The organism is Aquibium microcysteis (assembly GCF_014495845.1).
GTDB classification, from domain to species: domain Bacteria; phylum Pseudomonadota; class Alphaproteobacteria; order Rhizobiales; family Rhizobiaceae; genus Aquibium; species Aquibium microcysteis.
Map to the genome: position 1 here is coordinate 4,827,097 of NZ_CP061080.1, position 20,349 is coordinate 4,847,445.

27 protein-coding genes are annotated in these 20,349 nt (G+C 65.4%); 10 read left to right on the forward strand and 17 right to left on the reverse strand.

The genetic code is table 11. The features are described 5' to 3' along the window. Positions 1–4 precede the first annotated feature (4 nt). The 5 genes from IAI54_RS22740 to sppA all read right to left on the reverse strand — a co-directional run bounded on the left by IAI54_RS22740 (position 5) and on the right by sppA (position 3,889). Entirely contained in the window at positions 5–1,081 is a 1,077-nt protein-coding gene (locus IAI54_RS22740) for an RsmD family RNA methyltransferase (protein ID WP_187969345.1), read from the reverse strand. Positions 1,082–1,183: 102 nt separating this feature from the next. Next, on the reverse strand, positions 1,184–2,149 hold the full coding sequence (gene lhpI / locus IAI54_RS22745) for a bifunctional Delta(1)-pyrroline-2-carboxylate/Delta(1)-piperideine-2-carboxylate reductase (RefSeq protein WP_187969346.1): 966 nt from the start codon (positions 2,147–2,149) through the stop codon (positions 1,184–1,186). A 64-nt stretch (positions 2,150–2,213) separates the two neighbouring features. Next, a complete protein-coding gene (locus IAI54_RS22750; protein WP_187969347.1) occupies positions 2,214–2,549 on the reverse strand; it encodes a LapA family protein in 336 nt (111 codons plus the stop codon). Between the two features lie 33 nt (positions 2,550–2,582). Continuing rightward, positions 2,583–2,867: an integration host factor subunit beta gene (locus tag IAI54_RS22755; RefSeq protein WP_187969348.1), complete on the reverse strand. Its 285-nt coding sequence runs from the start codon at positions 2,865–2,867 to the stop codon at positions 2,583–2,585. Between the two features lie 44 nt (positions 2,868–2,911). Continuing rightward, positions 2,912–3,889 (reverse strand): signal peptide peptidase SppA, encoded by a 978-nt coding sequence (sppA, locus tag IAI54_RS22760; RefSeq protein WP_187969349.1) that lies wholly within the window; start codon positions 3,887–3,889, stop codon positions 2,912–2,914. 81 nt (positions 3,890–3,970) lie between these two features. Here sppA and lptC point away from each other — a divergent pair, with 81 nt between their 5' ends. The 6 genes from lptC (at position 3,971) to ptsN (ending at position 9,258) form a co-directional block, all read left to right on the forward strand. Further along, positions 3,971–4,864, forward strand: coding sequence for an LPS export ABC transporter periplasmic protein LptC (gene lptC / locus IAI54_RS22765; protein ID WP_187969350.1), 894 nt, complete (start codon positions 3,971–3,973; stop codon positions 4,862–4,864). 1 nt (position 4,865) lies between these two features. Then, on the forward strand, positions 4,866–5,432 hold the full coding sequence (locus IAI54_RS22770; protein ID WP_187969351.1) for an LptA/OstA family protein: 567 nt from the start codon (positions 4,866–4,868) through the stop codon (positions 5,430–5,432). Between the two features lie 8 nt (positions 5,433–5,440). Next, positions 5,441–6,235 carry an LPS export ABC transporter ATP-binding protein gene (lptB, locus tag IAI54_RS22775; protein ID WP_187969352.1) on the forward strand — a complete coding sequence of 265 codons (795 nt, stop codon included), beginning with the start codon at positions 5,441–5,443 and terminating at the stop codon, positions 6,233–6,235. Between the two features lie 154 nt (positions 6,236–6,389). Further along, a complete protein-coding gene (gene rpoN, locus IAI54_RS22780) occupies positions 6,390–7,901 on the forward strand; it encodes an RNA polymerase factor sigma-54 (RefSeq protein ID WP_187969353.1) in 1,512 nt (503 codons plus the stop codon). A 234-nt stretch (positions 7,902–8,135) separates the two neighbouring features. Next, positions 8,136–8,723, forward strand: coding sequence for a ribosome hibernation-promoting factor, HPF/YfiA family (gene hpf / locus IAI54_RS22785; RefSeq protein ID WP_187973313.1), 588 nt, complete (start codon positions 8,136–8,138; stop codon positions 8,721–8,723). Positions 8,724–8,793: 70 nt separating this feature from the next. Beyond that, positions 8,794–9,258: a PTS IIA-like nitrogen regulatory protein PtsN gene (gene ptsN, locus IAI54_RS22790; RefSeq protein WP_187969354.1), complete on the forward strand. Its 465-nt coding sequence runs from the start codon at positions 8,794–8,796 to the stop codon at positions 9,256–9,258. A gap of 24 nt (positions 9,259–9,282) precedes the next feature. On the opposite strand, the gene IAI54_RS22795 is transcribed toward ptsN, so the two are convergent. Next, on the reverse strand, positions 9,283–9,540 hold the full coding sequence (locus tag IAI54_RS22795) for a BQ00720 family protein (protein WP_187969355.1): 258 nt from the start codon (positions 9,538–9,540) through the stop codon (positions 9,283–9,285). Between the two features lie 63 nt (positions 9,541–9,603). Beyond that, positions 9,604–10,029, reverse strand: coding sequence for an Hsp20 family protein (locus IAI54_RS22800; protein WP_187969356.1), 426 nt, complete (start codon positions 10,027–10,029; stop codon positions 9,604–9,606). A 119-nt stretch (positions 10,030–10,148) separates the two neighbouring features. Between IAI54_RS22800 and IAI54_RS22805 the strand changes: the two genes are divergently transcribed. Next, on the forward strand, positions 10,149–11,090 hold the full coding sequence (locus IAI54_RS22805) for a nucleoside hydrolase (protein WP_187969357.1): 942 nt from the start codon (positions 10,149–10,151) through the stop codon (positions 11,088–11,090). A 40-nt stretch (positions 11,091–11,130) separates the two neighbouring features. Here the strand turns inward: IAI54_RS22805 and IAI54_RS22810 are convergent, their stop codons facing one another. From IAI54_RS22810 to IAI54_RS22820, 3 genes are all read right to left on the reverse strand, one after another. Further along, positions 11,131–12,039 (reverse strand): ribokinase, encoded by a 909-nt coding sequence (locus tag IAI54_RS22810; RefSeq protein ID WP_187969358.1) that lies wholly within the window; start codon positions 12,037–12,039, stop codon positions 11,131–11,133. Positions 12,040–12,103: 64 nt separating this feature from the next. Continuing rightward, positions 12,104–12,997 (reverse strand): methylated-DNA--[protein]-cysteine S-methyltransferase, encoded by an 894-nt coding sequence (locus tag IAI54_RS22815; RefSeq protein WP_187969359.1) that lies wholly within the window; start codon positions 12,995–12,997, stop codon positions 12,104–12,106. A 162-nt stretch (positions 12,998–13,159) separates the two neighbouring features. Then, on the reverse strand, positions 13,160–13,645 hold the full coding sequence (locus IAI54_RS22820; protein WP_187969360.1) for a DUF2244 domain-containing protein: 486 nt from the start codon (positions 13,643–13,645) through the stop codon (positions 13,160–13,162). A 21-nt stretch (positions 13,646–13,666) separates the two neighbouring features. Between IAI54_RS22820 and nth the strand changes: the two genes are divergently transcribed. Continuing rightward, entirely contained in the window at positions 13,667–14,419 is a 753-nt protein-coding gene (nth, locus tag IAI54_RS22825; RefSeq protein ID WP_187969361.1) for an endonuclease III, read from the forward strand. A gap of 35 nt (positions 14,420–14,454) precedes the next feature. Here nth and IAI54_RS22830 read toward each other — a convergent pair whose 3' ends face one another. Then, positions 14,455–14,670: a hypothetical protein gene (locus IAI54_RS22830; RefSeq protein WP_187969362.1), complete on the reverse strand. Its 216-nt coding sequence runs from the start codon at positions 14,668–14,670 to the stop codon at positions 14,455–14,457. A gap of 293 nt (positions 14,671–14,963) precedes the next feature. Here IAI54_RS22830 and rpsU point away from each other — a divergent pair, with 293 nt between their 5' ends. Then, positions 14,964–15,248 carry a 30S ribosomal protein S21 gene (rpsU, locus tag IAI54_RS22835; protein WP_187969363.1) on the forward strand — a complete coding sequence of 95 codons (285 nt, stop codon included), beginning with the start codon at positions 14,964–14,966 and terminating at the stop codon, positions 15,246–15,248. 137 nt (positions 15,249–15,385) lie between these two features. On the opposite strand, the gene IAI54_RS22840 is transcribed toward rpsU, so the two are convergent. The 5 genes from IAI54_RS22840 to IAI54_RS22860 form a co-directional block, all read right to left on the reverse strand. After that, positions 15,386–16,669, reverse strand: a complete 1,284-nt coding sequence (locus IAI54_RS22840) for a polyhydroxyalkanoate depolymerase (protein ID WP_187969364.1) — start codon at positions 16,667–16,669, stop codon at positions 15,386–15,388. Between the two features lie 120 nt (positions 16,670–16,789). Beyond that, positions 16,790–17,329: a GNAT family N-acetyltransferase gene (locus IAI54_RS22845; protein ID WP_187969365.1), complete on the reverse strand. Its 540-nt coding sequence runs from the start codon at positions 17,327–17,329 to the stop codon at positions 16,790–16,792. A 4-nt stretch (positions 17,330–17,333) separates the two neighbouring features. After that, the gene (locus tag IAI54_RS22850; RefSeq protein ID WP_187969366.1) at positions 17,334–17,627 is read right to left on the reverse strand and encodes a DUF1330 domain-containing protein; all 294 of its coding nucleotides are present in this window, start codon (positions 17,625–17,627) and stop codon (positions 17,334–17,336) included. A gap of 30 nt (positions 17,628–17,657) precedes the next feature. After that, the gene (gene pyrF, locus IAI54_RS22855) at positions 17,658–18,362 is read right to left on the reverse strand and encodes an orotidine-5'-phosphate decarboxylase (RefSeq protein WP_187969367.1); all 705 of its coding nucleotides are present in this window, start codon (positions 18,360–18,362) and stop codon (positions 17,658–17,660) included. A 133-nt stretch (positions 18,363–18,495) separates the two neighbouring features. Further along, the gene (locus IAI54_RS22860) at positions 18,496–19,080 is read right to left on the reverse strand and encodes an NADPH-dependent FMN reductase (RefSeq protein WP_187969368.1); all 585 of its coding nucleotides are present in this window, start codon (positions 19,078–19,080) and stop codon (positions 18,496–18,498) included. 82 nt (positions 19,081–19,162) lie between these two features. Between IAI54_RS22860 and IAI54_RS22865 the strand changes: the two genes are divergently transcribed. Beyond that, positions 19,163–19,672 carry a lysozyme inhibitor LprI family protein gene (locus tag IAI54_RS22865; RefSeq protein ID WP_210321163.1) on the forward strand — a complete coding sequence of 170 codons (510 nt, stop codon included), beginning with the start codon at positions 19,163–19,165 and terminating at the stop codon, positions 19,670–19,672. Positions 19,673–19,696: 24 nt separating this feature from the next. On the opposite strand, the gene pmtA is transcribed toward IAI54_RS22865, so the two are convergent. Then, positions 19,697–20,308: a phospholipid N-methyltransferase PmtA gene (gene pmtA / locus IAI54_RS22870; protein WP_187969370.1), complete on the reverse strand. Its 612-nt coding sequence runs from the start codon at positions 20,306–20,308 to the stop codon at positions 19,697–19,699. Positions 20,309–20,349 lie beyond the last annotated feature (41 nt).

The window sequence follows — 20,349 nt, forward strand, 5'->3', positions numbered from 1 at the left end:
ACGGTCATGCCGCGACCCATCGAGAGAACAGCGAGGTCGACAGCGCGCGCCCGCCCGCTTTCTCGCGAATGACCAGCTCGCCCGATTCCACGGCGCCGCCCATGCCGGCGAAGGCGTCCCGCATCAGCGCATGAATGGCGAAGAAGGAAGCGCGGATGGAGTAGGCCGTGAGCACCACCGACAGTGGCCTGTCGGAGAGAATGGCGCGGGTGAGATCGACCATGGCCGGAAGATCCTCGAACAATTGCCAGACCTCTCCCTTCGGCCCGCGGCCATACGCCGGCGGATCGAGCAGGATGATGTCGTAGCGGCTTCCGCGACGGTCCTCGCGCTCGACGAACTTCATCGCGTCTTCGCAGATCCAGCGGATCGGCCTGTCGCCGAGCTTCGCCATCTCCTGGTTCTCGCGAGCCCAGCCGATCGCCTTCTTCGATGCGTCGACATGGGTGACCTCGGCACCCGCACGCGCCGCCACGAGGGACGCAAGCCCCGTATAACCGAAGAGGTTCAGCACCTTTACCGGGCGCTTCGCCTCTCTGATCAGCGTCTCCATGTGGCGCCAGTGCGGCGCCTGCTCGGGGAACACGCCGACATGACGAAAGGAGGTGAATCGGCCGAGATAGTCGATACCGTCATGCTTCATCGGCCAGGTCTCGCCCAGCACGGCCTTCGGGAACCGCCAGCGACCCATGCCTTCCTCGTCCGTGTCGCCCGTGAAGACGGCGTCGACGTCTGCCCATTGCGCCTCGCCGAGCGCGCGCGCCCAGACCGCCTGTCCCTCCGGCCGCACGATGCGGTACGGACCGTACTGCTCGAGTTTCTCGCCGTCGCCGGAATCGATCAGCGCGTAGTCTGTTCCGGGGGCGACCTCGAGGATCAGCGGTACGCGCTCCGCCGGCAGCGTTCCCGTGCGGCGCTGGCGCCGGACGGCGGAACGCGAACCAGGCTCCGCTTCCCCGCCCCGCGTTTCCTCCCGCGACTGTCCGTCATTGCGGATCGGCGCCGGGTCACGCAGCGGATTTTCGGAGGCGCTCTGGCCGCGCGGCCGCTGTGCGCGGCGCTTGTCGCGCTGTGTCTTCACGAGGCAGGGCTTTCGGGAACCATGCGGGCGCTTCTGCCACAGTGCCTGAAGAGGCGCAACACGAAGCCCTTGTATCGGCGATCCATGCACGAACACGGACGCTCAGCCGGACACGGACTTGTACACCGACATTGCGGCCGCCAGATCCTCGATGGCTGCACCCACAGACTTGAACAGCGTGATGTCGTCCGGGCTCCCGCGTCCCGCGACGTCGCCGCGCGTGAGCCCGAAGAGGTCGCCGCAGATCGCCTCGCGCGACAGCGCGCCCGATGCGAGGGGCTGGACGATGTCGCCTGCTTCCTTCGTCGCGCCGGCCAACGTGTCGACATAGACGCGGGCGCGACGCACGGTGTCGTCGTCTGCCTCGCGCATCGAGGGCGTGAAGCCGCCGACGAGATCGACATGGGTCCCCGGCCTGAGCAGCGCCCCCTTGACCAGCGGATCGGCCGAGATCGTGCAGGACGAGATCACGTCGGCCTCCGCCAGGGCCGCGTCGAGATCAGATGCGACGGATATGTCCAGACCCAGATCCGAAAGCCCGGCCACCACCTTTTGTGCATTGGCTGGCGACCGGTTCCATATCCGTATCCTGCGGATCGGTCGCACCGCGCAGTGCGCGCGCGCAAGGAAGGACGACAGCGCGCCCGCACCGATCACGAGCAGCGACGCTGCATTCTCGCGCGCCAGGAATGAGGCTGCCAGGGCAGACGCGCAGGCCGTCCGCCACTGGGTCAGGCGCTGTCCGTCCATCAGCGCGAGCGGCTCGCCGGTGCGCCCTTCCAGAAGCAGGTAAAGGCCCATCACGGCCGGCTTGCCGATGGCATTGTTGTCGGGAGAGACGGTGACGATCTTGATGCCGACGAAACCGCCGTCGGACGTTCCCGCCCGCTCGAAATCGCTCCATGCCGGCATCAAGAGCAGCGTGGACGCCGCTCCGTCAGGCCGGTCGATCGTATGGTGGTGCCGGACCGGCTGCACTGCACCGTCGCGGAAGGCCGCGCGCAAGGTCGCCACCAGCCCCGTATAGGTGAGCGACCGGTCGACGGCCGCAGCATCGATCATGCGCACGAAAGATCCCCCATTGGCGCACGCGGGGCTTCCGGAAAGGGGCTCCGCGAGAGTTGGATGCTGATCAGCCGTGCAGCGCAGGCACGCCCGCCGACGGTCCGCGCGTCGCCGAGACGGGCTGCTTCTGCTGCAGCAGGTTCTGGACCTCGCGGCGTTTGGCCCGCGCTTCCTTGCGATAGCGCCCCTGCTTCAGCCAGGCCGCCCCGCCCCCGATCACCATCCCGATGATGAGCGCGAGGAACAACATGACGAAAAGCGGCAGTTGGAGGGTCAGTGCCGCGTTCCCCGGATTGAACGGATCGAGCGTGAAGCTCGCCGGTTGCCGGTTCGCGACTGCGAGCGCGATAAGCACGACCGCGACGGGAACGAGTATGACGACGACGATGATGCGATTCAGCATGCCCTTGCCCGTTTCTGCTCCTCAGCCGGACCCTCACTTCTCGGCATTGAGCCGTTCGCGCAGTTCCTTGCCCGTCTTGAAGAAGGGGATCCATTTCTCCTCGACGTCAACGGCTTCGCCCGTCCTCGGGTTGCGTCCGATGCGCGCGGGGCGATTCTTGACCGAGAAGGCGCCGAAACCGCGAAGCTCGACGCGGTTGCCTTCGGCGAGGGCATCGGTGATTTCCTCGAAAATGGCGTTGACGATGTTTTCGACGTCCCGAAGGAAGAGGTGCGGATTACGATTGGCGATCGTCTGCACAAGCTCGGATTTGATCATTGCGGCATTCCCTCTCGTGCCCGGAAGTATTTGTTCAGCGTCCCCTATTTTTCCCCGGTCGCACGCGGAGAAGGGTGCCAGACCGACAGGAGACCGTCAAGGAACAAGCGCTCTCCGCCAAGCTCGCGCAGGACGTCGCTGCCACTCGCGGGAAGTCCGATCGCGTCCGCCACGATTCTGGCGAACGACTGGCCGATCAGGAAGCCGCCGGTGTTTGCCGGCTTCCATTCCCGCACCTCCAGTTCGGCGTCCACGCCCTTGCTCTTCAGCCACTCGACCGCCTGTTCCTCTCCGCCGAGCGCATCGACCAGCTTGCGCTCCAGCGCCTGGCGTCCCGTGAAGACGGAGCCGTCGGCCAGTGCCAGCACTTCGGCGCGCGAAAGCGGGCGTCTTTCGGTGACGAGGCCCACGAACCAGTCGTAGGAGTCCATGATCATGGCGCGGATCATCGCGCGCTCCTCGTCGGTGGTGGGATTGAAGGGTGACGGCTCCGCCTTCAGCGGTGACGACTTCACCTCCTCCAGCTTGATGCCGACCTTGTCCATCAGTCCCGTGAGGTCCGGGAACTGCACCAGAACGCCGATCGATCCGACGATGGACGATTTTCGCGCCACGATATGATCGCTGGCGCTCGCGATCATGTAGCCCGCAGAGGCCGCCAGAGTACCGACCTGTGCCACCACCGGCTTCTTCTCGGCGATCCGGCGGACCGCCTCATAGACCGCTTCGCCTCCTGCTGTGGTGCCGCCGGGGGAATCGATGGTGAGGATGACGCCCCGGACGGTGTCGGTCTCCGCGATCCGCTCCAGTCGCTCGAGCAGTTCCTCGTCCTCGGTGATCGTGCCTTCGATACGCACCTGCGCGATATGATCGCGGCCCTGGCCCGGCCAGGTCTCGCGCATGCTCCAGGCGCCGAAGGCTGCGATCGCAGCTGCGGCCACGAGCAGGGTGGCGACCCGCCAGAAGGTCAGTTTGCGCCTGATTCTTCGGCGATCGATGATGTCGTCGGCTCTCGGCGCCATGGTGGACCCTCGTATGCTGCTGCGCGCGACGTTTCTAGCCAAATCGCGGGACGAGCGAAACGGACCAACATCGAATCACCGATGACCCTCGGGCAACCGGACCGGAATCGCGTCGATCCGTGCCGACCGGCGCCCTGCGCGGCTGGAAGTTCACCCAAAAATAACCATATTGCGATGCAATGTGGCGAGGTACGGCGCCGCGACATCTTTTCGCGCCGGGTCGTCGTGCTACTTCCGAAACGGACAGGAACGGAACCGACCGGTCTAAGGATGGCGATCAGTGCTGCACATCATGATGCCGGGCGCGCTTCATTGAGCCCGCAGGACCAGCGCGACGAACAATTCGCCGGTGCTATGCGTCATTCGCGCCGGGTCCGCTTCTTCAAGATTGCGCTACCCCTCCTTTCCGTCGCGATCGCAGCCGGATTTGCGGGATACTCCTGGCTGCTTTCGCCGACGAGTGTCGCGATCGTGGTCGACAGTTCCGCTGTTCGCGATGGCAAGATCGTCATGGCCAACCCCAAGATGACCGGCTTCACGAGCGACAACCTTCCCTATGCGATGAACGCAGCAAGGGCGGTGCAGGAACTGTCGCGGACCGGCGGCATCGAACTGGAGGAGATCGACGCGAAAATCCCGATCGATGCCGGCAAGTGGGCGAAGATCGTGGCGAAGACGGGAATCTACGACGACGAGTCCAACTCGCTGCGCATCACCAGCCCGATGACGATCGAAACCTCGGACGGGCTGACGGCGTCTCTGGGGCCGTCCGAAGTCGACATCTCGCAGGGCAAGATGCGGTCGCCGAGCCCCATACGCATACAGCAGAACGGTGCGACGATCACCGCGAACGGCTTGGAAGTACTCGACAAGGGAACGGTCTTCGTGTTCGAGGACAAGGTGAGGGTGCAGATCGATCCGCGGACGGTCCGGGGAACGAGCGAAGGCGCCGGCAACGGAAACGCGGGGCAGTGAAATGACGGCGATGCGCAAGGCACTCTATGTCGCGGCGGTGACGCTGCTTGCAGCGGCTCCGGTCGCCGCCCAGCAGACCAAGAGCAACTTCGGGGGCTTGAAGATCGATGGCGACAAGCCCATCGAGATCGAGAGCGACAAGCTGGAGGTGCGTGACACCGACGGTGTGGCCATCTTCACCGGCAACGTCAACGTCGTGCAGGGGCCGACGCTCATGAAGGCGGGCCGCATGACGGTCTACTACGCCCGTACCGAGGGGGCCGCCGCGTCTGCTTCCGCGACACCGGGCTCGGGCAATATCGACCGCCTCGAAGTGGACGGCAAGGTGTATGTCAAGTCGGACGCGCAGATCGCGACCGCCGATCAGGCGACGTTCGACATGGGCACGGAAATCCTGGTCATGACCGGCAAGGAGGTCGTGCTCACGGACGGACCCAACGTCATCGTCGGCTGCAAGCTCACCATCCGCATGACCACCGGCGAGGCAACGCTCGACGGCTGCGGCGCCGGCCAGCAGGAGAAGGGCGGCCGCGTGAAGATGCTGCTGCAGCCGAAGGCAGCGCAGTAGGCCGTCACTTGTCCCTCCTTTCCAGACTGATCGGATCGAACCGGGTGAAGGAGGTCGCTCCGGTCCATCGCGAGCGACTGAAGGGCACGCTCATCGCGCGTGGTCTGTCCAAGAGCTATCGCGGTCGCTCCGTGGTCGACGGCGTTTCGATCGGTCTCAGGGCCGGCGAGGCGGTGGGGCTGCTCGGGCCGAACGGCGCCGGCAAGACCACCTGCTTCTACATGGTGACCGGACTGGTGCCCGTCGACGCGGGCACGATCGAGATCGACGGTTTCGACGTCACCGACATGCCGATGTATCGGCGCGCGCGGCTTGGCATAGGCTATCTTCCGCAGGAGGCCTCGATCTTCAGGGGCCTCACCGTCGAGCAGAACATCCGCGCCGTGCTCGAGGTCGTCGAGAAGAACCGTCGGCGCCGCGAGGAGAGGCTCGACGAACTTCTCGAGGAGTTCCACATTCCTCATCTGCGCAAGTCCGCTGCCATCGCATTGTCCGGCGGCGAGCGCAGACGCCTGGAGATTGCGCGGGCGCTCGCTTCCAATCCGAGCTTCATGTTGCTCGACGAGCCGTTTGCGGGCATCGATCCGATCGCCGTATCCGACATCCAGCAGCTCGTGCGTCATCTCACCGCGCGCGGCATCGGCGTGCTGATCACCGACCACAACGTGCGCGAGACGCTCGGGCTGATCGACCGCGCCTACATCCTGCACGCCGGCCAGGTCCTCACCCACGGGCCTGCTGCCGAAATCGTCGAGAACCCCGATGTCCGGCGGCTCTACCTCGGCGAGGGGTTTACGCTCTGATCGGCGCCCGGTTTCGGGTGTTTGTCCGTCCCTGGAACGGTTTCGAAAGCCTATTGCGCTAGGTTTCGCTTGACAAGCAAAAGCCGCGCCAGTTTTTTGGCGCGGTGGGGGACGCGGTCCGGCGGGCCGTCTGCGGAGGTACGGGGTAGCAGGCATGGCGCTCTCGGCGAAGTTGCAGCTTCGACAGTCGCAGGCGCTCGTCATGACGCCGCAGCTGATGCAGTCGATCCGGTTGCTGCAGTTCACGCATACCGAACTCGAGCGGTTCGTGGACGAAGAGATCGAGCGAAACCCGCTGCTCGAGCGCCAGGACGCGGTGAATGACGCGATCGAGGGCGACCGGCCCGAGGCGCCGCACGACGCTGAGGGCGAGACCGACTGGTTTGAATCCGGCCTCGACGCCTCTTCCGAAACCCTCGCCGCCCGGCTCGATACCTCGCTGGAAAACGTCTTCCCCGACGATCCGGGCACGCAGGACCGATTGGGACCCGACTTGTCGCTGACATGGAAGTCGGCGGCAGGTGGCATGGGGGATGGCTCGATCGATTTCGAGGATATGGCCGCCGCCGCCGTTACGCTGCGCGACATGGTCGACGAGCAGATCGCCTTCGCCTTTCAGCGCAGAACGGACGCTCTCATCGCGCGCGAACTCGCCGACGCGCTCGACGACACCGGCTACATGCGCGGCGATCTCTGCGAGATCGCTTCGAGGCTCGGTGTCGACCGTGATGCGGTCGATGCGGTGCTGGAGACCTGCCAGGGCTTCGATCCCGCCGGAATCTTCGCTCGTGACCTGCGCGAGTGCTTGGCGTTGCAGCTTCGTCGCCGTGATCGCTACGATCCCGCCATGGCCGCACTGATCGCCCATCTCGACCTCCTGGCGAAGCGCGATTTCGCTGCATTGCGCCGTATCTGCCGGGTGGACGAAAGCGACCTCGTCGACATGCTTGGCGAGATCCGCGCCCTCGACCCCAAACCCGGCGCCGGCTTCGAATCCAGCATCGCCGAGACCGTTGTTCCGGACGTCGTGGTGAAGCCGGCACCGGACGGGAGCTGGACCGTCGAGCTCAATCCGGACACGCTGCCACGCGTTCTCGTCGATCAGGCCTACTTCGCGCATGTCAGTTCGCACACCAGGAGCCCGGCTGAACGCGATTTCCTCTCCGACTGCATGCAGAGCGCCAACTGGCTGACCCGCAGCCTCGATCAGCGGGCGCGGACCATCCTCAAGGTCACGTCCGAGATCGTGCGCCAGCAGGACGGTTTTCTCGTCCATGGCATCCGGCATTTGAGACCGCTGAACCTCAAGACCGTGGCCGATGCGATCCAGATGCACGAATCGACCGTAAGCCGCGTCACGGCCAACAAATACATGCAGACGCCGCGCGGCGTTTACGAGCTGCGCTTCTTCTTCACGGCGTCGATCGCTTCCGCCGAGGGGGGCGATGCGCATTCCGCTCAGGCGGTGCGCCATCGCATCCGCCAGATGATCGACGAGGAAGATGCGTCCAACGTGCTGTCCGACGACGCCATCGTCGACATCCTGCGCAAGGATGGTGTGGAGATCGCCCGGCGCACGGTGGCCAAGTATCGGGAAGGCATGAACATTCCCTCGTCGGTTCAGCGTCGGCGCGAGAAGCGGGCGATGGCGGGAATGGAGGCCTGAGTGCCGGCCTTGCTCCTCGGCAGCGGGGCGTTGGATATGGGCGCGTTGACAAAGGCGGGGCAAATCCCTAGAAGCCGCGCACCCAAGGGGGTGGCGCATCCGCTCGCGTCACTGTCCCGTGTCCTGAACCCGCGCCGAAACCTCGGTATCACCAGATGCGCAACCTTGTGCGCGACGATGGCGGGTATAAACTCGGAAGCGGAGTCATCCGAGCAAGAAAGGGTCAGTTTTCAGATGGGCCTGCGAATTTCCGGTAAGCAGATGGAGATGGGTGAATCGTTCCGCACCCGGATCGATCAACGCATCGAGGAAGCCGTCTCGAAGTATTTCGACGGTGGTTTTTCCGGACACGTCACGGTCGAGAAGGCCGGCGCGCGCTACTCCGCGGACTGCCGCATCCACCTCGACACGGGGATGGAACTTCAGGCCGAAGGGCGTGCGATGGATCCGCAGCTGGCATTCGATGCTGCGGCCGAACGAATCGAGAAGCGGCTGCGTCGCTACAAGCGCCGGCTCAAGTCGCACCAGTCGGTATCGCCCGCGGACGCGGTCTGGACCGACGTCCCCTACAGGGTCATGGCTCCCGCTGCCGAAGAAGACGAGGAGGTGCCGGAGGACTATGCGCCGGCCATCGTGGCCGAGACCTCGCTGACGCTCAAGACCATGAGCGTCGCCGGTGCCGTGATCGAACTCGATACGAAGGAGAGCCCCGTACAGGTGTTCCGCAATGCGGGCACGGGGAAGGTCAACATCGTCTATCGTCGCTCCGACGGTAACATCGGGTGGATCGATCCGTCCGCGGTGGCAGCTGACGGAGCCTGAGGCTCCGTCCGCAGATCTTGCCGCTCGGGATCGACACTCCGCCGGGAACAACCAGGGGACGCGAACAAGCATGGATCTCAGCGATCTTATCGAGGTACCGGCCATCATGCCGGCCTTGAAGGCGAATTCGAAGAAGCAACTCCTTCAGCTTCTCGCCGAAAAGGCGAGCGCCGTCACCGGCCTTCCGGAGCGTGAGATATTCGACACGATCCTCCAGCGCGAACGCCTGGGATCGACCGGCGTGGGCAATGGCATCGCCATTCCGCATGGCAAGCTGCCGGGAATCAAGGCCATCACCGGCGTCTTCGCCCGACTGGATCATCCCGTCGAGTTCGAATCTCTCGACGACCAGCCCGTGGACCTCGTGTTCCTGCTGCTGGCCCCGGAAGGCGCCGGGGCCGATCACCTCAAGGCGCTGTCGCGAATCGCGCGCGTGCTGCGGGATTCCGAAACGGTGGCCAAGATACGCGGGACGCGCGATGCCGCGGCCATCTACACGTTCCTGGCCACGGCACCGGCGTCGCATGCTGCCTGAGACGGCGTGCGCCGTCGGCGCGCGTCAGTGAATGCTGACGGGGGTCAACTGGTTCTGCATCGCTGCGCCGATGGCGCTGTCGCGTTCATCCGTCAGGAGGATGGGGCGGCCATTGGCCGCAAACAGGGCCCATAGCTCGAGACCCGGAGCGATCGCCGGCATGCCGGGGAAACGTCCCGTCAGATCTTCGCTCTTCACCTTGCGCAGGTAGGCGAGCGCGCCCTCGCCGAGATGGGCGAACTGGTCGGCGGTCATCGTCAGAATGTGAGGATCGTCAGTCATCTTAGCCTCCTTGCCGAGGGCTGCCTGGCTCAGGCCAACCCGCGTTCGAGCCATGGGTTCCGATCAGTCTTTCACCGAGATGTTTATTTTCCGTACCAGCTTTTCCGGCTGGGGACGGTCCAGATCCACTGACAGGAGCCCGTTCTTCAATTCCGCGCCGACGACCCGCATGCCATCCGCAAGTACGAAGACCCTTTGGAACTGCCGCGCTGCGATCCCGCGGTGCAGGTAGTCCCGTTCAGCGTCTTCGCTCTGCTTGCCGCGGATGACAAGCTGGTTCTCTTCGGTCGTGACGTCGAGATCGTCGTCCGTGAAACCCGCCACCGCCAGCGTGATGCGGAGCCGCTCGCTGCCGCACCCGGCCGGCTTCAGCCGCTCGATATTGTACGGCGGATATCCGTCTCCGGATTTCGACACGCGTTCGAGCGTCTTCTCCATGGTGTCGAACCCGAGAAGCAGCGGATTCGAGAAGGGCGTCAGGCGCGTCATGGGTCTCATGTCCTCTAAAGAGCGACGTGGAAAGCGCTGGAACCCGGGTGGCGTTCCGGCGCGTGCTGCTGATATGGTCCGCAACCTCATGAAGTTCAAGTGAGTGCAGGGAGTTGCGGATGGACGCGGGTCGCAGGATCATCATCGACACGGACCCGGGCCAGGATGACGCGGTCGCCATCCTGCTCGCGCTCGCCAGTCCCGAGCTCGAAGTGATGGGGATCACGGCGGTCGCCGGCAACGTACCGCTCGCGCTCACCCAGAAGAATGCACGTATGATCTGCGAACTCGCCGGCCGCCATGACGTCCGTGTCCATGCAGGGGCGGTCCGTCCGCTGGTGCGGCGCCTCGTGACGGCCGAGCACGTGCATGGCCGTACCGGGCTCGACGGTCCGCAACTGCCCGAACCGACGATGCCGCTGCAGCAGAAGCACGCGGTCGACTTCATCGTCGATACTCTGATGGCCGAGGAACCGGGGACGGTGACGCTGTGTCCGCTCGGCCCGCTGACCAACATCGCCGAAGCGCTCAACCGCGCGCCCGCAATCGCTGGCCGCATCCGCGAGATCGTGCTGATGGGCGGAGGCTTCTTCGAGGGCGGCAACGTCACGCCGGCGGCCGAGTTCAACATCTACGTTGATCCGCATGCTGCCGAGATCGTGTTCTCTTCCGGCGTTCCGATCGTGATGATGCCGCTCGACGTGACGCACAAGGCGCTGACGACGGCGAGCCGCGTCGCCGCTTTCCGTGAACTCGGTAGCAGGGTGGGTATCGCCACGGCCGAGATGCTGGAATTCTTCGAGCGATTCGACGAGGAAAAGTACGGAAGCGACGGTGGACCGCTGCATGACCCCTGCGTGATCGCCTATCTCCTGAGGCCGGAACTCTTCCGGGGCAGGCTTTGCAACGTTGCCATCGAGACCTCTTCCGAGGTCACCATGGGAATGACCGTGATCGACTGGTGGGGCGTGACGGACAGGCCGAAGAACGCGATGGTGATGCGCGACATCGATTCCGACGGCTTCTTCGCGCTCTTGACGGAGCGTCTGGGTCGCCTCTGAGGCGATCGGGTCGACTGTGAGGCGACCGGGGCGGACAGCTTCAGCTGCCTGCCTTCGCCACAGCATCCTCCACGTCTGCGCGCAGGGGGATTGCCGGCTGTGCTCCATGCCGCAGGCAGGCGAGCGCTCCCGCCGCTGCGGCCCGGCCCAGGGCCGTCTCCAGCGGCAGCCCTTGCGCCAGGCCCGCGCCGAGATAGCCGCAGAAGGTGTCGCCCGCGCCCACCGTATCGACCGGTTTTACGGGAATCGTCGGAACCGCGAGGTCTCCGACGACGGTGGCGGCCAGCACTCCTTCCGCACCGAGCGTCACGACGATCGCCCGGCCCGTCCTTCCGACGAAGCTGCGCATCCGGCCTGCCCGGTCGGCCCCGGCGAGCGACATGGCGGCTGCGCACATGTCGAACTCGGTCTCGTTTGCCACGATCACGTCGGCCTTGCCGACGAACCCGACGGCTTCCGCCGCGAAGGGAGCGATGTTGAGCACCGAGAGCGCGCCTGCAGCCCGCGCCGCGTCCAGCGCTGCCGTCACCGTCTCCAGCGGGATTTCGTGCTGAAGCAGCAGAACATCGCCCTCCGCAAATTCGGTGCCCGCGACGTCGTCAGGCGTCACGGCATTGTTGGCGCCAGGCGCCACCGCGATCATGTTTTCGCCGTCGGCGCCGACCAGGATCAGCGCTACGCCGGTCGGCTCGGCCGCGCTCTTCACTCCGGAGAGGTCGATGCCGCCGGCCGCAAGCAGGGCCAGCGCTTCCGACGCGAAGGGATCGGTGCCCACCGCACCGATCATCCGCACGGACGCTCCGGCGCGCGCCGCAGCAAGGGCCTGATTGGCGCCCTTGCCCCCGGGCGCCGTCGCGAAGCGGTCGCCGCGCACCGTTTCGCCGGGCCCGGGCAGGCTTCCGACCGTGGTGATCATGTCGAGATTGATGGAGCCGATCACGATGACCAAGCCTGCCTCCCCTTGTGCGGAACGGCGCGACCCTATCCGCTCGCGGCGCGGAAGGGAATCGCCCTCAGGCGACGGCCTGGCCCGCTTCCCAGCCGAGCATCGCCCGCTTGCGTGTGAGCCCCCAATGATAGCCGGTGAGGGCGCCGTTCTTGCCCACGGCGCGATGGCAGGGAACCACGAAGGAGACCGGATTGGCTCCGATCGCCGCGCCGACCGCACGGCTGGCCTTCGGCGCGCCGATCTCGGCGGCGATCGTCGAATAGGGCTTGGCCCGTCCGAGCGGAATCCTGAGCAGCGCTTCCCACACCCGCACCTGAAAGTCGGTGCCGATGAGCACCACCCGCAACGGCTCCTCGTCTCGCCAGCGGCCAGGGTCGAAGATGCGCGCTGCGTAGGGCGCCGTAGCGGCCGTATCCTCGACGTGGCTCGCGTTCGGCCAGCGGCCCGTCATGTCCTCCAGTGCCGCCCGCTCTCCGCCCGGATCGCAGAAGGCCAGGCCGGCCAGGCCTCGGTCGGTCGTCATCACCAGGGCGATGCCGAAAGGACAGGCGTGAAATCCGTGGCGCATGACCAGGCCTGCGCCGCGGCTCTTGTAGTCGCCGGGTGACATCGCCTCGTGCGTCACGAAGAGATCGTGCAGCCGTCCGGGGCCGGACATCCCCACTTCCAGCGACGTTTCCAGCAAGGGCATGCCCTGGTCGAGCAGGCGGCGCGCATGGTCGAGCGTCACGGCCTGCAGGAAAGCCTTCGGCGACAGACCGGCCCAGCGGGTGAACAGCTTCTGCAGCGCCGTCGCCGTCAGGCCGGCCGTCTCGGCCAGTTCATCCAGCGAGGGCTGGTGACGGAAGTCGAGGCTTATGGTCTCGATCACCTTGCGGACGATCTCGTAGTCGGTGGCGTGCGGCGTGCCGGGCGCGGGCGTCACGTCGCGTTCGAGGATGGCCTGTTGTGCGTGCATGGCGAAATCTCCTGGACCGCGACTATCGTCGTTCGACGCTGCCATTCCCACCCGAAACCTGCAGGACGGGTGTGAATGCACATGTGCGGTGGATCCGCCCCGCTTCGACCGTGGTACGGGCGCACGCTCCGCGATCCCGACGCAGGCCGCCCGGCGAGGGCTCTACCCCGCCTTCGCGGTCGCAAGGGCGCGGCCGAAAGCGGTGGCGAAGCTCTCGCGGTCCTCGGGGTTGAGAAAGGAACCGATCGGCACGCTGCGCCCCTGACCCTCCACCGCCATCGACGTGATGCCGATCTCCTCGTGGCGGGCGATGGCGAACTTCGTCCAGAAAGGATTGAACAGGTGGTTTTCGGCCCGGCCGGACGGTGCGTATTTGCGGATGTCGAGCCGGGTCCGTGACACCGTCACCTCCTCGCGCACGCGGGCCGCGCGATAGTTCAGCCTGAACGCACCATAGAGAAGGAGGACGTCGAACCCGAAGAATCCGACGATCGGCCAGGCTCCGATCGACCAGAACAGCAGGCAGACGAAGAGAGATATCAGGCTCAGAATGCCCATGAGGACGGCAAAGCCCATCCGCCCCAGCGACCGGTGCGGGGTGAGCAGGGCGCTGAAGATCGGCTCGTCGGCATCCTTTGTCTCGGGCATCGGAGGAATTATAGAGGCGGGATGGAAAAGCCCAAGGTCAAAAACGCCGCACGTCCCGCTGGTCCCCGCGCCAGAACCCGGCGACGGCCGAAGTCTGTCTATTCACCGGCCGAGGTCGCCGAGATTTTCCGCCGCTTTTCCATCCAGCGGCCGGAGCCGAAGGGAGAGCTGGAGCATGTCAACCCGTTCACGCTTCTCGTGGCCGTGGTGCTTTCGGCGCAGGCCAACGATGCGGGCGTCAACAAGGCCACGCGCGCGCTGTTCGCGGTCGCTGACACGCCCGAGAAGATGCTGGCCCTGGGCGAGGAGAGGGTGGGCGGCTACATCCGGACCATCGGGCTTTGGCGCAACAAGGCGAAGAACGTCATCGCCCTTTCGGAAGCCCTGATCAGGGACCATGGCAGCGAGGTTCCAGGCGACCGCGATCTCCTGACGAAACTGCCTGGCGTCGGACGCAAGACCGCCAACGTCGTGCTCAACATGGCCTTCGGTCAGCCCACCATGGCGGTCGACACGCACATCATGCGCATCGGTAACCGGATCGGTCTGGCCCCGGGCAAGACACCGGACGAGGTGGAGAGACGACTGGTCGAGCAGATTCCGTCGGAATACATGCTGCACGCCCATCACTGGCTCATCCTTCACGGACGCTATGTCTGCAAGGCGCGCAGGCCGGAGTGCGAGCGCTGTGTGATCGCGGATCTGTGCAGGGCGGCGGCGAAGACCAGCGCGGTGCCGGCGCCGCTTGTGCCTGTGGTTTCGGTCGAGGCGTAGGATCGGCCGCCCCGGGAGGCGGCCGGGTGGCTGGTCTATCGGCGCTGCAGGCCGGACGAGTTGCCGCCGACCCCGCGACTGCTTTCCGCAAGGCGCAGGTCGTCCAGCAGCGATGTCAGCCTTTTCGGCAGCCCGCCATCCAGCTTGAACGTCGGCAGCGAGTGCAAAAATCTTGCGTTCTCCTTGGAATGGAGCTCGCGGCGGATCATCCTTCCCGCATTGTCTTCTTTTCGGCTTTCTCGCGGAGCCATCTTGTCTCTCCGTTACTTCGTTCGAGCGTCGGGACCAGAACCCTCCCGTCAGGCCAAGGTTCCGGCTTGGGGGGAACCACGAAGCCATGAAGCCTTGAACAACGTAAACATTGAATTAAATCCCGTCTTAACCCCTGGAAGGCCGCGTGCCGCTGGCCCCGATCCGGGCTTTCTTGCGGTCAAGGGGTGTCATTGATGGTGGCCATGCGTTACACCGGCGTCTCGCCGGCGTCCGGTCGGACGCTTGAAATCGCAAGAGCCGGTGAAGCCGGCCCACAGACGAAGGAAGAACATTGCAGGTTCACGTAAGAGACAACAATGTCGACCAGGCACTGAAGGTGCTGAAGAAGAAGATGCAGCGGGAAGGGCTCTTCCGCGAGATGAAGGCCCGCCGCTCCTACGAGAAGCCCTCGGAACGTCGGGCACGCGAGAAATCCGAGGCAGTCCGGCGGTCGCGCAAGGCGGCCCGGAAACTTGCCCAGCGCGAAGGGTTGATCGCCGCGCCGAAGAAGAAACCCCGCGCGCCGCGCCCGGGCATGCGCCCCGCACCATCATCGGCAGCGGCTGGCGTCAACTGAACGATTCGATCGGCTGTCGTGATCCAGCCCGAGGGCTTTTTCGTCGCGGCAGCTGTACGAAGACCGGGCGGCGATGGATATTTCCGCCGTCCCGGTTCCCGCGACAGGAAAAAGATCCACGCGGCGGAGCAGCGAGATCAGGCCTTGGTCTTGCTGGCCCTGGTGATCCGCGTCTGCGTCTGTCTGCGAGCGGCCTTGCCGTAGCTGCTGATGAAGTCGACGATACGCGGGACGATTTCCGCGCGGAAACGCGAACCGTTGAAAACGCCGTAGTGACCCACGGCCGGCTGCATGTAATGCACCCGGTAGTCGTCGGGGATATTGATGCACAGATCCTGGGCCGCCTTGGTCTGGCCGATGCCGGAGATATCGTCGTTTTCGCCTTCAACCGTCAGCAGCGCGGTGTTGCGGATCGCAGTGAGGTCGACCGGCGTGCCGCGGTGGGTCATCCTGCCCTTCGGCAGGTCGTGCCGCACGAAGACCGTATCCACCGTCTGCAGGTAGAACTCCGCCGTCAGGTCCATCACCGCCAGATACTCGTCGTAGAAGTCGCGGTGCTTCTCGGCCGAATCGCCGTCATTCTTGACGAGGTGGCGGAAGAAATCCTTGTGGGCGGTGATGTGACGGTCGAGGTTCATGCTCATGAACCCGGACAACTGCAGGAACCCGGGATAGACGTCGCGCATGAAGCCGGGCTCAGGCCACGGCACGCGCATGATCACGTTGTCGCGGAACCAGTCGATGCCCTTTTCCTGCGCGAGCTTGTTGACGGCAGTCGGGTTGCGGCGGGTGTCGATGGGTCCGCCCATCAGCGTCATCGTCGATGGTGCCATGGCATCCCCCTTGGCTTCCATCAACGCCACTGCGGCCAGAACGGGTACCGAGGGCTGACAGACGCCCATCACGTGGGTGTCTGGCCCGAGATGGTGCAGCATCTCGATCACGTAGTCGATGTAGTCGTCGAGGTCGAAGCGCCCATCGGCCAGGGGCACCATCCGGGCGTCCGTCCAGTCCGTGATATAGACCTCGGCATAAGGCATCAGCGCCTCGACCGTACCGCGCAGCAGGGTCGCGTAGTGGCCGGACATCGGCGCGACGATCAGAAGCTTCGGATCGGCCCGGCGACCGGCGGGAAGGTCGCGCTGGAAGTGGATCAGCTGGCAGAACGGCTTCTTCCAGACGATCCTTTCCTGTACGCCCACCTTCTTCCAGTCCACCACGGTGCTCTCGAGGCCGAAGCTCGGTTTCGCGTAGCGCCGCGTCGTGCGCTCGAAGAGTTCGGCGGCGGCGGCGGCGGATCGCCCGAAGGGGGTCATGGAGAGCGGGTTCAGAGGATTCGAATAGAACAGCTTCGTCGCGTCGGCCAGTGCGCGATACGGCTGCATGGCCGCATGGCTCAGTTCGTAGATATGGTAGAACATCCGCTAACCTTCCCCGCTCCCGCGAAGCCAGCATCCCGCCGCACGCGTTAATTAGCCGTTAACGCACGGTAGACCGTTTCTGTTGCAATGCAATAGGACAGCCGTCGCCGACTCTCCCCGTCAAGGATGGAGATCGCGCGTCAGCATCCGCACCATCATGAGGCGCTCGTTCGGGTCGATGCCCGGCGGAACCTCGTCCCGGAACCGGCGTGCAAGCACGGGTCCGGCCGTCTCGGGCGGCAGTTCCACGAAGCCATGACTGGCGTAGAACGGCGCATTGAAGGGAACGGTGCGAAAGGTCGAAAGCCCGATCTGGTCGCAGCCGCGCTCACGTGCTGCCTTCGCAACCGCCTCGACCAGTGCCGCACCGACGCCGCGACGGCCGTGGGCGGGATGGACGGAGAGTTCGCATAGCCACTCGGTCCGGCCCAGGCGTTCCGTGAGGGCGAAACCGATCGGTTCGTCCAGGCTGTCGGTGGCGAGCAGAAGCCGGCGACCGCGCAGCCTTGCCGCAAATTGCGGCGGCGTCGCAGGCGGTTCCACGGCGAGCGACGGGTAGCCATGGCCGGCGAGGAGCATTCCCGCCGCCGTCTCGATCTCGATCAGGCGTTCGATCTCTCCGGATCGTGGACCACGGATCGGATGAACCCGCGGGGACATCCCGTCAGGCGTCGAATCCTTCCACGATCACCATCTCGGCGTCCGCGACGGTCTGGCGGATGGCCTTCGCCGCCTGGTACTCGGCCGAATTGTAGCAGTCGGTCGCCGCCTGCATGGAGGGAAACTCGATCACCACGTTGCGACCGCGCGCAGTGCCTTCCATGGCATTGTAGGCGCCCCCGCGGGCGAGGAACCGCGCGCCGAAACGCTCGAATGCCGGTTTGGCGGTGGCCACGTAGTCCTTGTAGCGTTCGGGGTCGCGCACGTCGACATGGGCGATCCAGTAGGCCTTGGGCATGGTTTTCTCTCCCCTGGTAGAGGCCGGCCGTCAGGCGGCCGACTGCATTTCCGCGATGATCGCCTCCGCCGCCGCGCGCCGGTCCGGTGCGCCGACGATCGGACGCGCGACCACCAGATGGCTGGAACCGGCGCGGATCGCATCGGCCGGCGTCATCACGCGCTTCTGGTCTCCCAGGGCAGCACCGGCCGGCCGGATTCCCGGCGTCACGACCGCCATGTCCGGGCCGACGATCCTGCGCACCGCAGCCGCTTCGGCGGCCGAGCAGACGATGCCGCCCATCCCGCAGAGCCTCGCCTGCTCCGCGCGCCGCATCACCAACGTGTGCGGATCGTACTCGTACCCCGCGTCGATCAGGTCCTGCTCGTCCATGGAGGTCAGCACGGTCACGGCCAGCAGGCAGATGTCGCTGCCCCGCGCGGCCGCCACCGCCGCGCGCATCGCCTTGGGATAGGCGTGCAGCGTCAGCATGGTGACGCCCATCCTCGCGATGCTCTCGACGCCCTCTGCCACCGTGTTGTCGATGTCGAGAAGCTTCATGTCGAGGAAGACCTTCTTGCCGTCGGCGACGAGGTCGCGGGCGAAATCCAGCCCGCCGGCGAAGGCCAGCCGGTAGCCGATCTTGTAGAAGCGTGCGACGCCATCGAGTTCGCGCACCACCGCCTCGGCGGTCGCCACGTCGGGCAGGTCGAGGCCGACGATCAGCCGGTCGCGCATGTCGGTGTCATTGGTCATGGTCGATTCTGCCGAAATGCTTCGTTCCAGTCCAGTCGCACAGGAACACCCGGCCGGAAAGTCCCAAACGCATCTGCGCCCGGGAGAACGTTGCAGGCCCTGCCTCGCTCGCCCCGAACGCCGCCCGTTCCGCTCAGGCCCGGGTGGAGAATGCCCGGGCACGATCGATCAGGCTTTCGCACAGCCGCGTCATGCCCTTCGTCAGCCGCTCGTCCCTGAACGCACCGTCGGCCTCGAACGCCTCCGCCGCGTTGGGAACCGAAACCTGAGCCGAGACCAGTTCCATGCCGATATGGGCCAGGATGGCCCGGAGATGATTGGCGGCACGAATGCCGGCGAAATGTCCGTTCGATGACGAGCAGATACCGACGACCTTGCCGGGGTAGGGCCGCAGAGCGCGGTTTCCATCGCTCTTCACGCGGCTGACCCAGTCGATCGCGTTCTTGAGCAGCGGCGGCACCGAACCGTTGTACTCGGGCGTGCAGATCAGCACGGCGTCATGCGCCGCGATCTGGCGGGCGAGCTGGACGGCGTTCTCCGGGATGCCCCGCTCCTTTTCGTAATCCTCGTCCATGATCGGCAGCGGATAGTCGGCCAGCGAAAGCCGCGTCACTTCCGCCCCCTGCAGCGCCAGTTCTTTCATGGCTGCATCGGCAGTCCTGCCGCTGTAGGCGCCCTTCCGGCTGGAGCCTGCGAAGACGAGGATTCTTGCTGCCATTGGAGATCCGATCTGCCAGACTGCAGAGGGTTATATGGCTTGCGCCGCAGCAGGCAACCGCATTCGTGAAGGGACGATGGAAATGAAGCAGATGGCGATGGCAGCCATGGCGTTGGCTCTGGTGGCATCGATTGTACGACCGGCCTGGGCGGACGAGGCGCTCCCGCAGGACACCGTAGAGGTCCAGTCCTGCATCGAAGGCGTGCGCGAATACAATTCCTCCGCCGAGCCTGGTGGAGAGGCCAGCCGCGACGAATGCATCGGTACCGTCGCCAAGCCCTGCCTCGAGACGGACGAGGGGCAGTCCACTTATGGCATGATGGCGTGCTACGCTCGCGAACTGGCGGTCTGGGACGTCATGCTCAACGACAATTACGGGGCCTTGAAGGACGGGATGCCGGAAGCCGGAGTCCGGGCGCTGCGCGACACGCAGCTGAAGTGGATCGCCTATCGTGATTCCAAATGCGAATGGCCGGCCGTCTTCTTCGAGGGTGGAACCATCTCCGGGCCGATCTCGGCGGCATGTCTCAACGAAACGACGGCGCGTCGGGCCAACGAACTGGCTGACTATCTCGACTGGACGCAGAACTGAAGCCGCGACCGGCCCCGCGCCCGATCAGCGGGCGCTGGGGCGGCGATAGATCCACAGCTGCGCCGGCGGCAGGTTGCGCAGGACGAAGCCGAGATGCTCGACCGTGTAGTTGCCGCCGCGGGCGGGCACCGGCGAGAACGGTCCATAGGTGAACTGCACCACCGGGCGGCCGGGGGGAAGCCGATCGAGCAGGTCGTCGACATAGGCGATGCGCTGCGCGAGCGGGAAGTTCAGCAGCGGTACGCCGGAGATCACGGCGTCGAACTGCATGCTCCCGCCTTCGCCCAGCGTCGTGTCAAGGTCGAAAGCGTCACCCCGGATGACGTTGACGCCGGGAAAGCTCCGCCTGAGGTGGTCGACGAAATCGGCCGAGTATTCGACCAGATGAAGCTTCTGGGGTGCGATTCCCCGCGCCAGGATCGCCTTCGTTATCACGCCCGTGCCGGCACCGAGTTCCAGCACCGGTCGGCCGGATGCGGTGTCGATGACGGAGGCCATGAGCTGGGAAACGGCGGCACTGGTCGGCAGGATGGCGCCCACGGCGCGGGGCGTCTCGATCCAGCCGCGCAGGAAGCGCAACTCGTCCTCGAAATGGCCGGCGAGGGTTCTGCGGACGGCTCTGACACTGCGCTGCATGCTCTGCTCTCCTGGCGAGGACGGTCTTCGACCGTGCGGAT

Coding starts and splice junctions, on each gene's coding strand:
- IAI54_RS22750 (WP_187969347.1), bottom strand. CDS start 2,549: ATGCTGAATCGCATCATCGTCGTCGTCATACTCGTTCCCGTCGCGGTC.
- IAI54_RS22755 (WP_187969348.1), bottom strand. CDS start 2,867: ATGATCAAATCCGAGCTTGTGCAGACGATCGCCAATCGTAATCCGCAC.
- sppA (WP_187969349.1), bottom strand. CDS start 3,889: ATGGCGCCGAGAGCCGACGACATCATCGATCGCCGAAGAATCAGGCGC.
- lptC (WP_187969350.1), top strand. CDS start 3,971: ATGACCCTCGGGCAACCGGACCGGAATCGCGTCGATCCGTGCCGACCG.
- IAI54_RS22770 (WP_187969351.1), top strand. CDS start 4,866: ATGACGGCGATGCGCAAGGCACTCTATGTCGCGGCGGTGACGCTGCTT.
- rpoN (WP_187969353.1), top strand. CDS start 6,390: ATGGCGCTCTCGGCGAAGTTGCAGCTTCGACAGTCGCAGGCGCTCGTC.
- hpf (WP_187973313.1), top strand. CDS start 8,136: ATGGGCCTGCGAATTTCCGGTAAGCAGATGGAGATGGGTGAATCGTTC.
- ptsN (WP_187969354.1), top strand. CDS start 8,794: ATGGATCTCAGCGATCTTATCGAGGTACCGGCCATCATGCCGGCCTTG.
- IAI54_RS22795 (WP_187969355.1), bottom strand. CDS start 9,540: ATGACTGACGATCCTCACATTCTGACGATGACCGCCGACCAGTTCGCC.
- IAI54_RS22800 (WP_187969356.1), bottom strand. CDS start 10,029: ATGACGCGCCTGACGCCCTTCTCGAATCCGCTGCTTCTCGGGTTCGAC.
- IAI54_RS22805 (WP_187969357.1), top strand. CDS start 10,149: ATGGACGCGGGTCGCAGGATCATCATCGACACGGACCCGGGCCAGGAT.
- IAI54_RS22815 (WP_187969359.1), bottom strand. CDS start 12,997: ATGCACGCACAACAGGCCATCCTCGAACGCGACGTGACGCCCGCGCCC.
- IAI54_RS22820 (WP_187969360.1), bottom strand. CDS start 13,645: ATGCCCGAGACAAAGGATGCCGACGAGCCGATCTTCAGCGCCCTGCTC.
- nth (WP_187969361.1), top strand. CDS start 13,667: ATGGAAAAGCCCAAGGTCAAAAACGCCGCACGTCCCGCTGGTCCCCGC.
- IAI54_RS22830 (WP_187969362.1), bottom strand. CDS start 14,670: ATGGCTCCGCGAGAAAGCCGAAAAGAAGACAATGCGGGAAGGATGATC.
- IAI54_RS22840 (WP_187969364.1), bottom strand. CDS start 16,669: ATGTTCTACCATATCTACGAACTGAGCCATGCGGCCATGCAGCCGTAT.
- IAI54_RS22845 (WP_187969365.1), bottom strand. CDS start 17,329: ATGTCCCCGCGGGTTCATCCGATCCGTGGTCCACGATCCGGAGAGATC.
- IAI54_RS22850 (WP_187969366.1), bottom strand. CDS start 17,627: ATGCCCAAGGCCTACTGGATCGCCCATGTCGACGTGCGCGACCCCGAA.
- pyrF (WP_187969367.1), bottom strand. CDS start 18,362: ATGACCAATGACACCGACATGCGCGACCGGCTGATCGTCGGCCTCGAC.
- IAI54_RS22860 (WP_187969368.1), bottom strand. CDS start 19,080: ATGGCAGCAAGAATCCTCGTCTTCGCAGGCTCCAGCCGGAAGGGCGCC.
- IAI54_RS22865 (WP_210321163.1), top strand. CDS start 19,163: ATGAAGCAGATGGCGATGGCAGCCATGGCGTTGGCTCTGGTGGCATCG.
- pmtA (WP_187969370.1), bottom strand. CDS start 20,308: ATGCAGCGCAGTGTCAGAGCCGTCCGCAGAACCCTCGCCGGCCATTTC.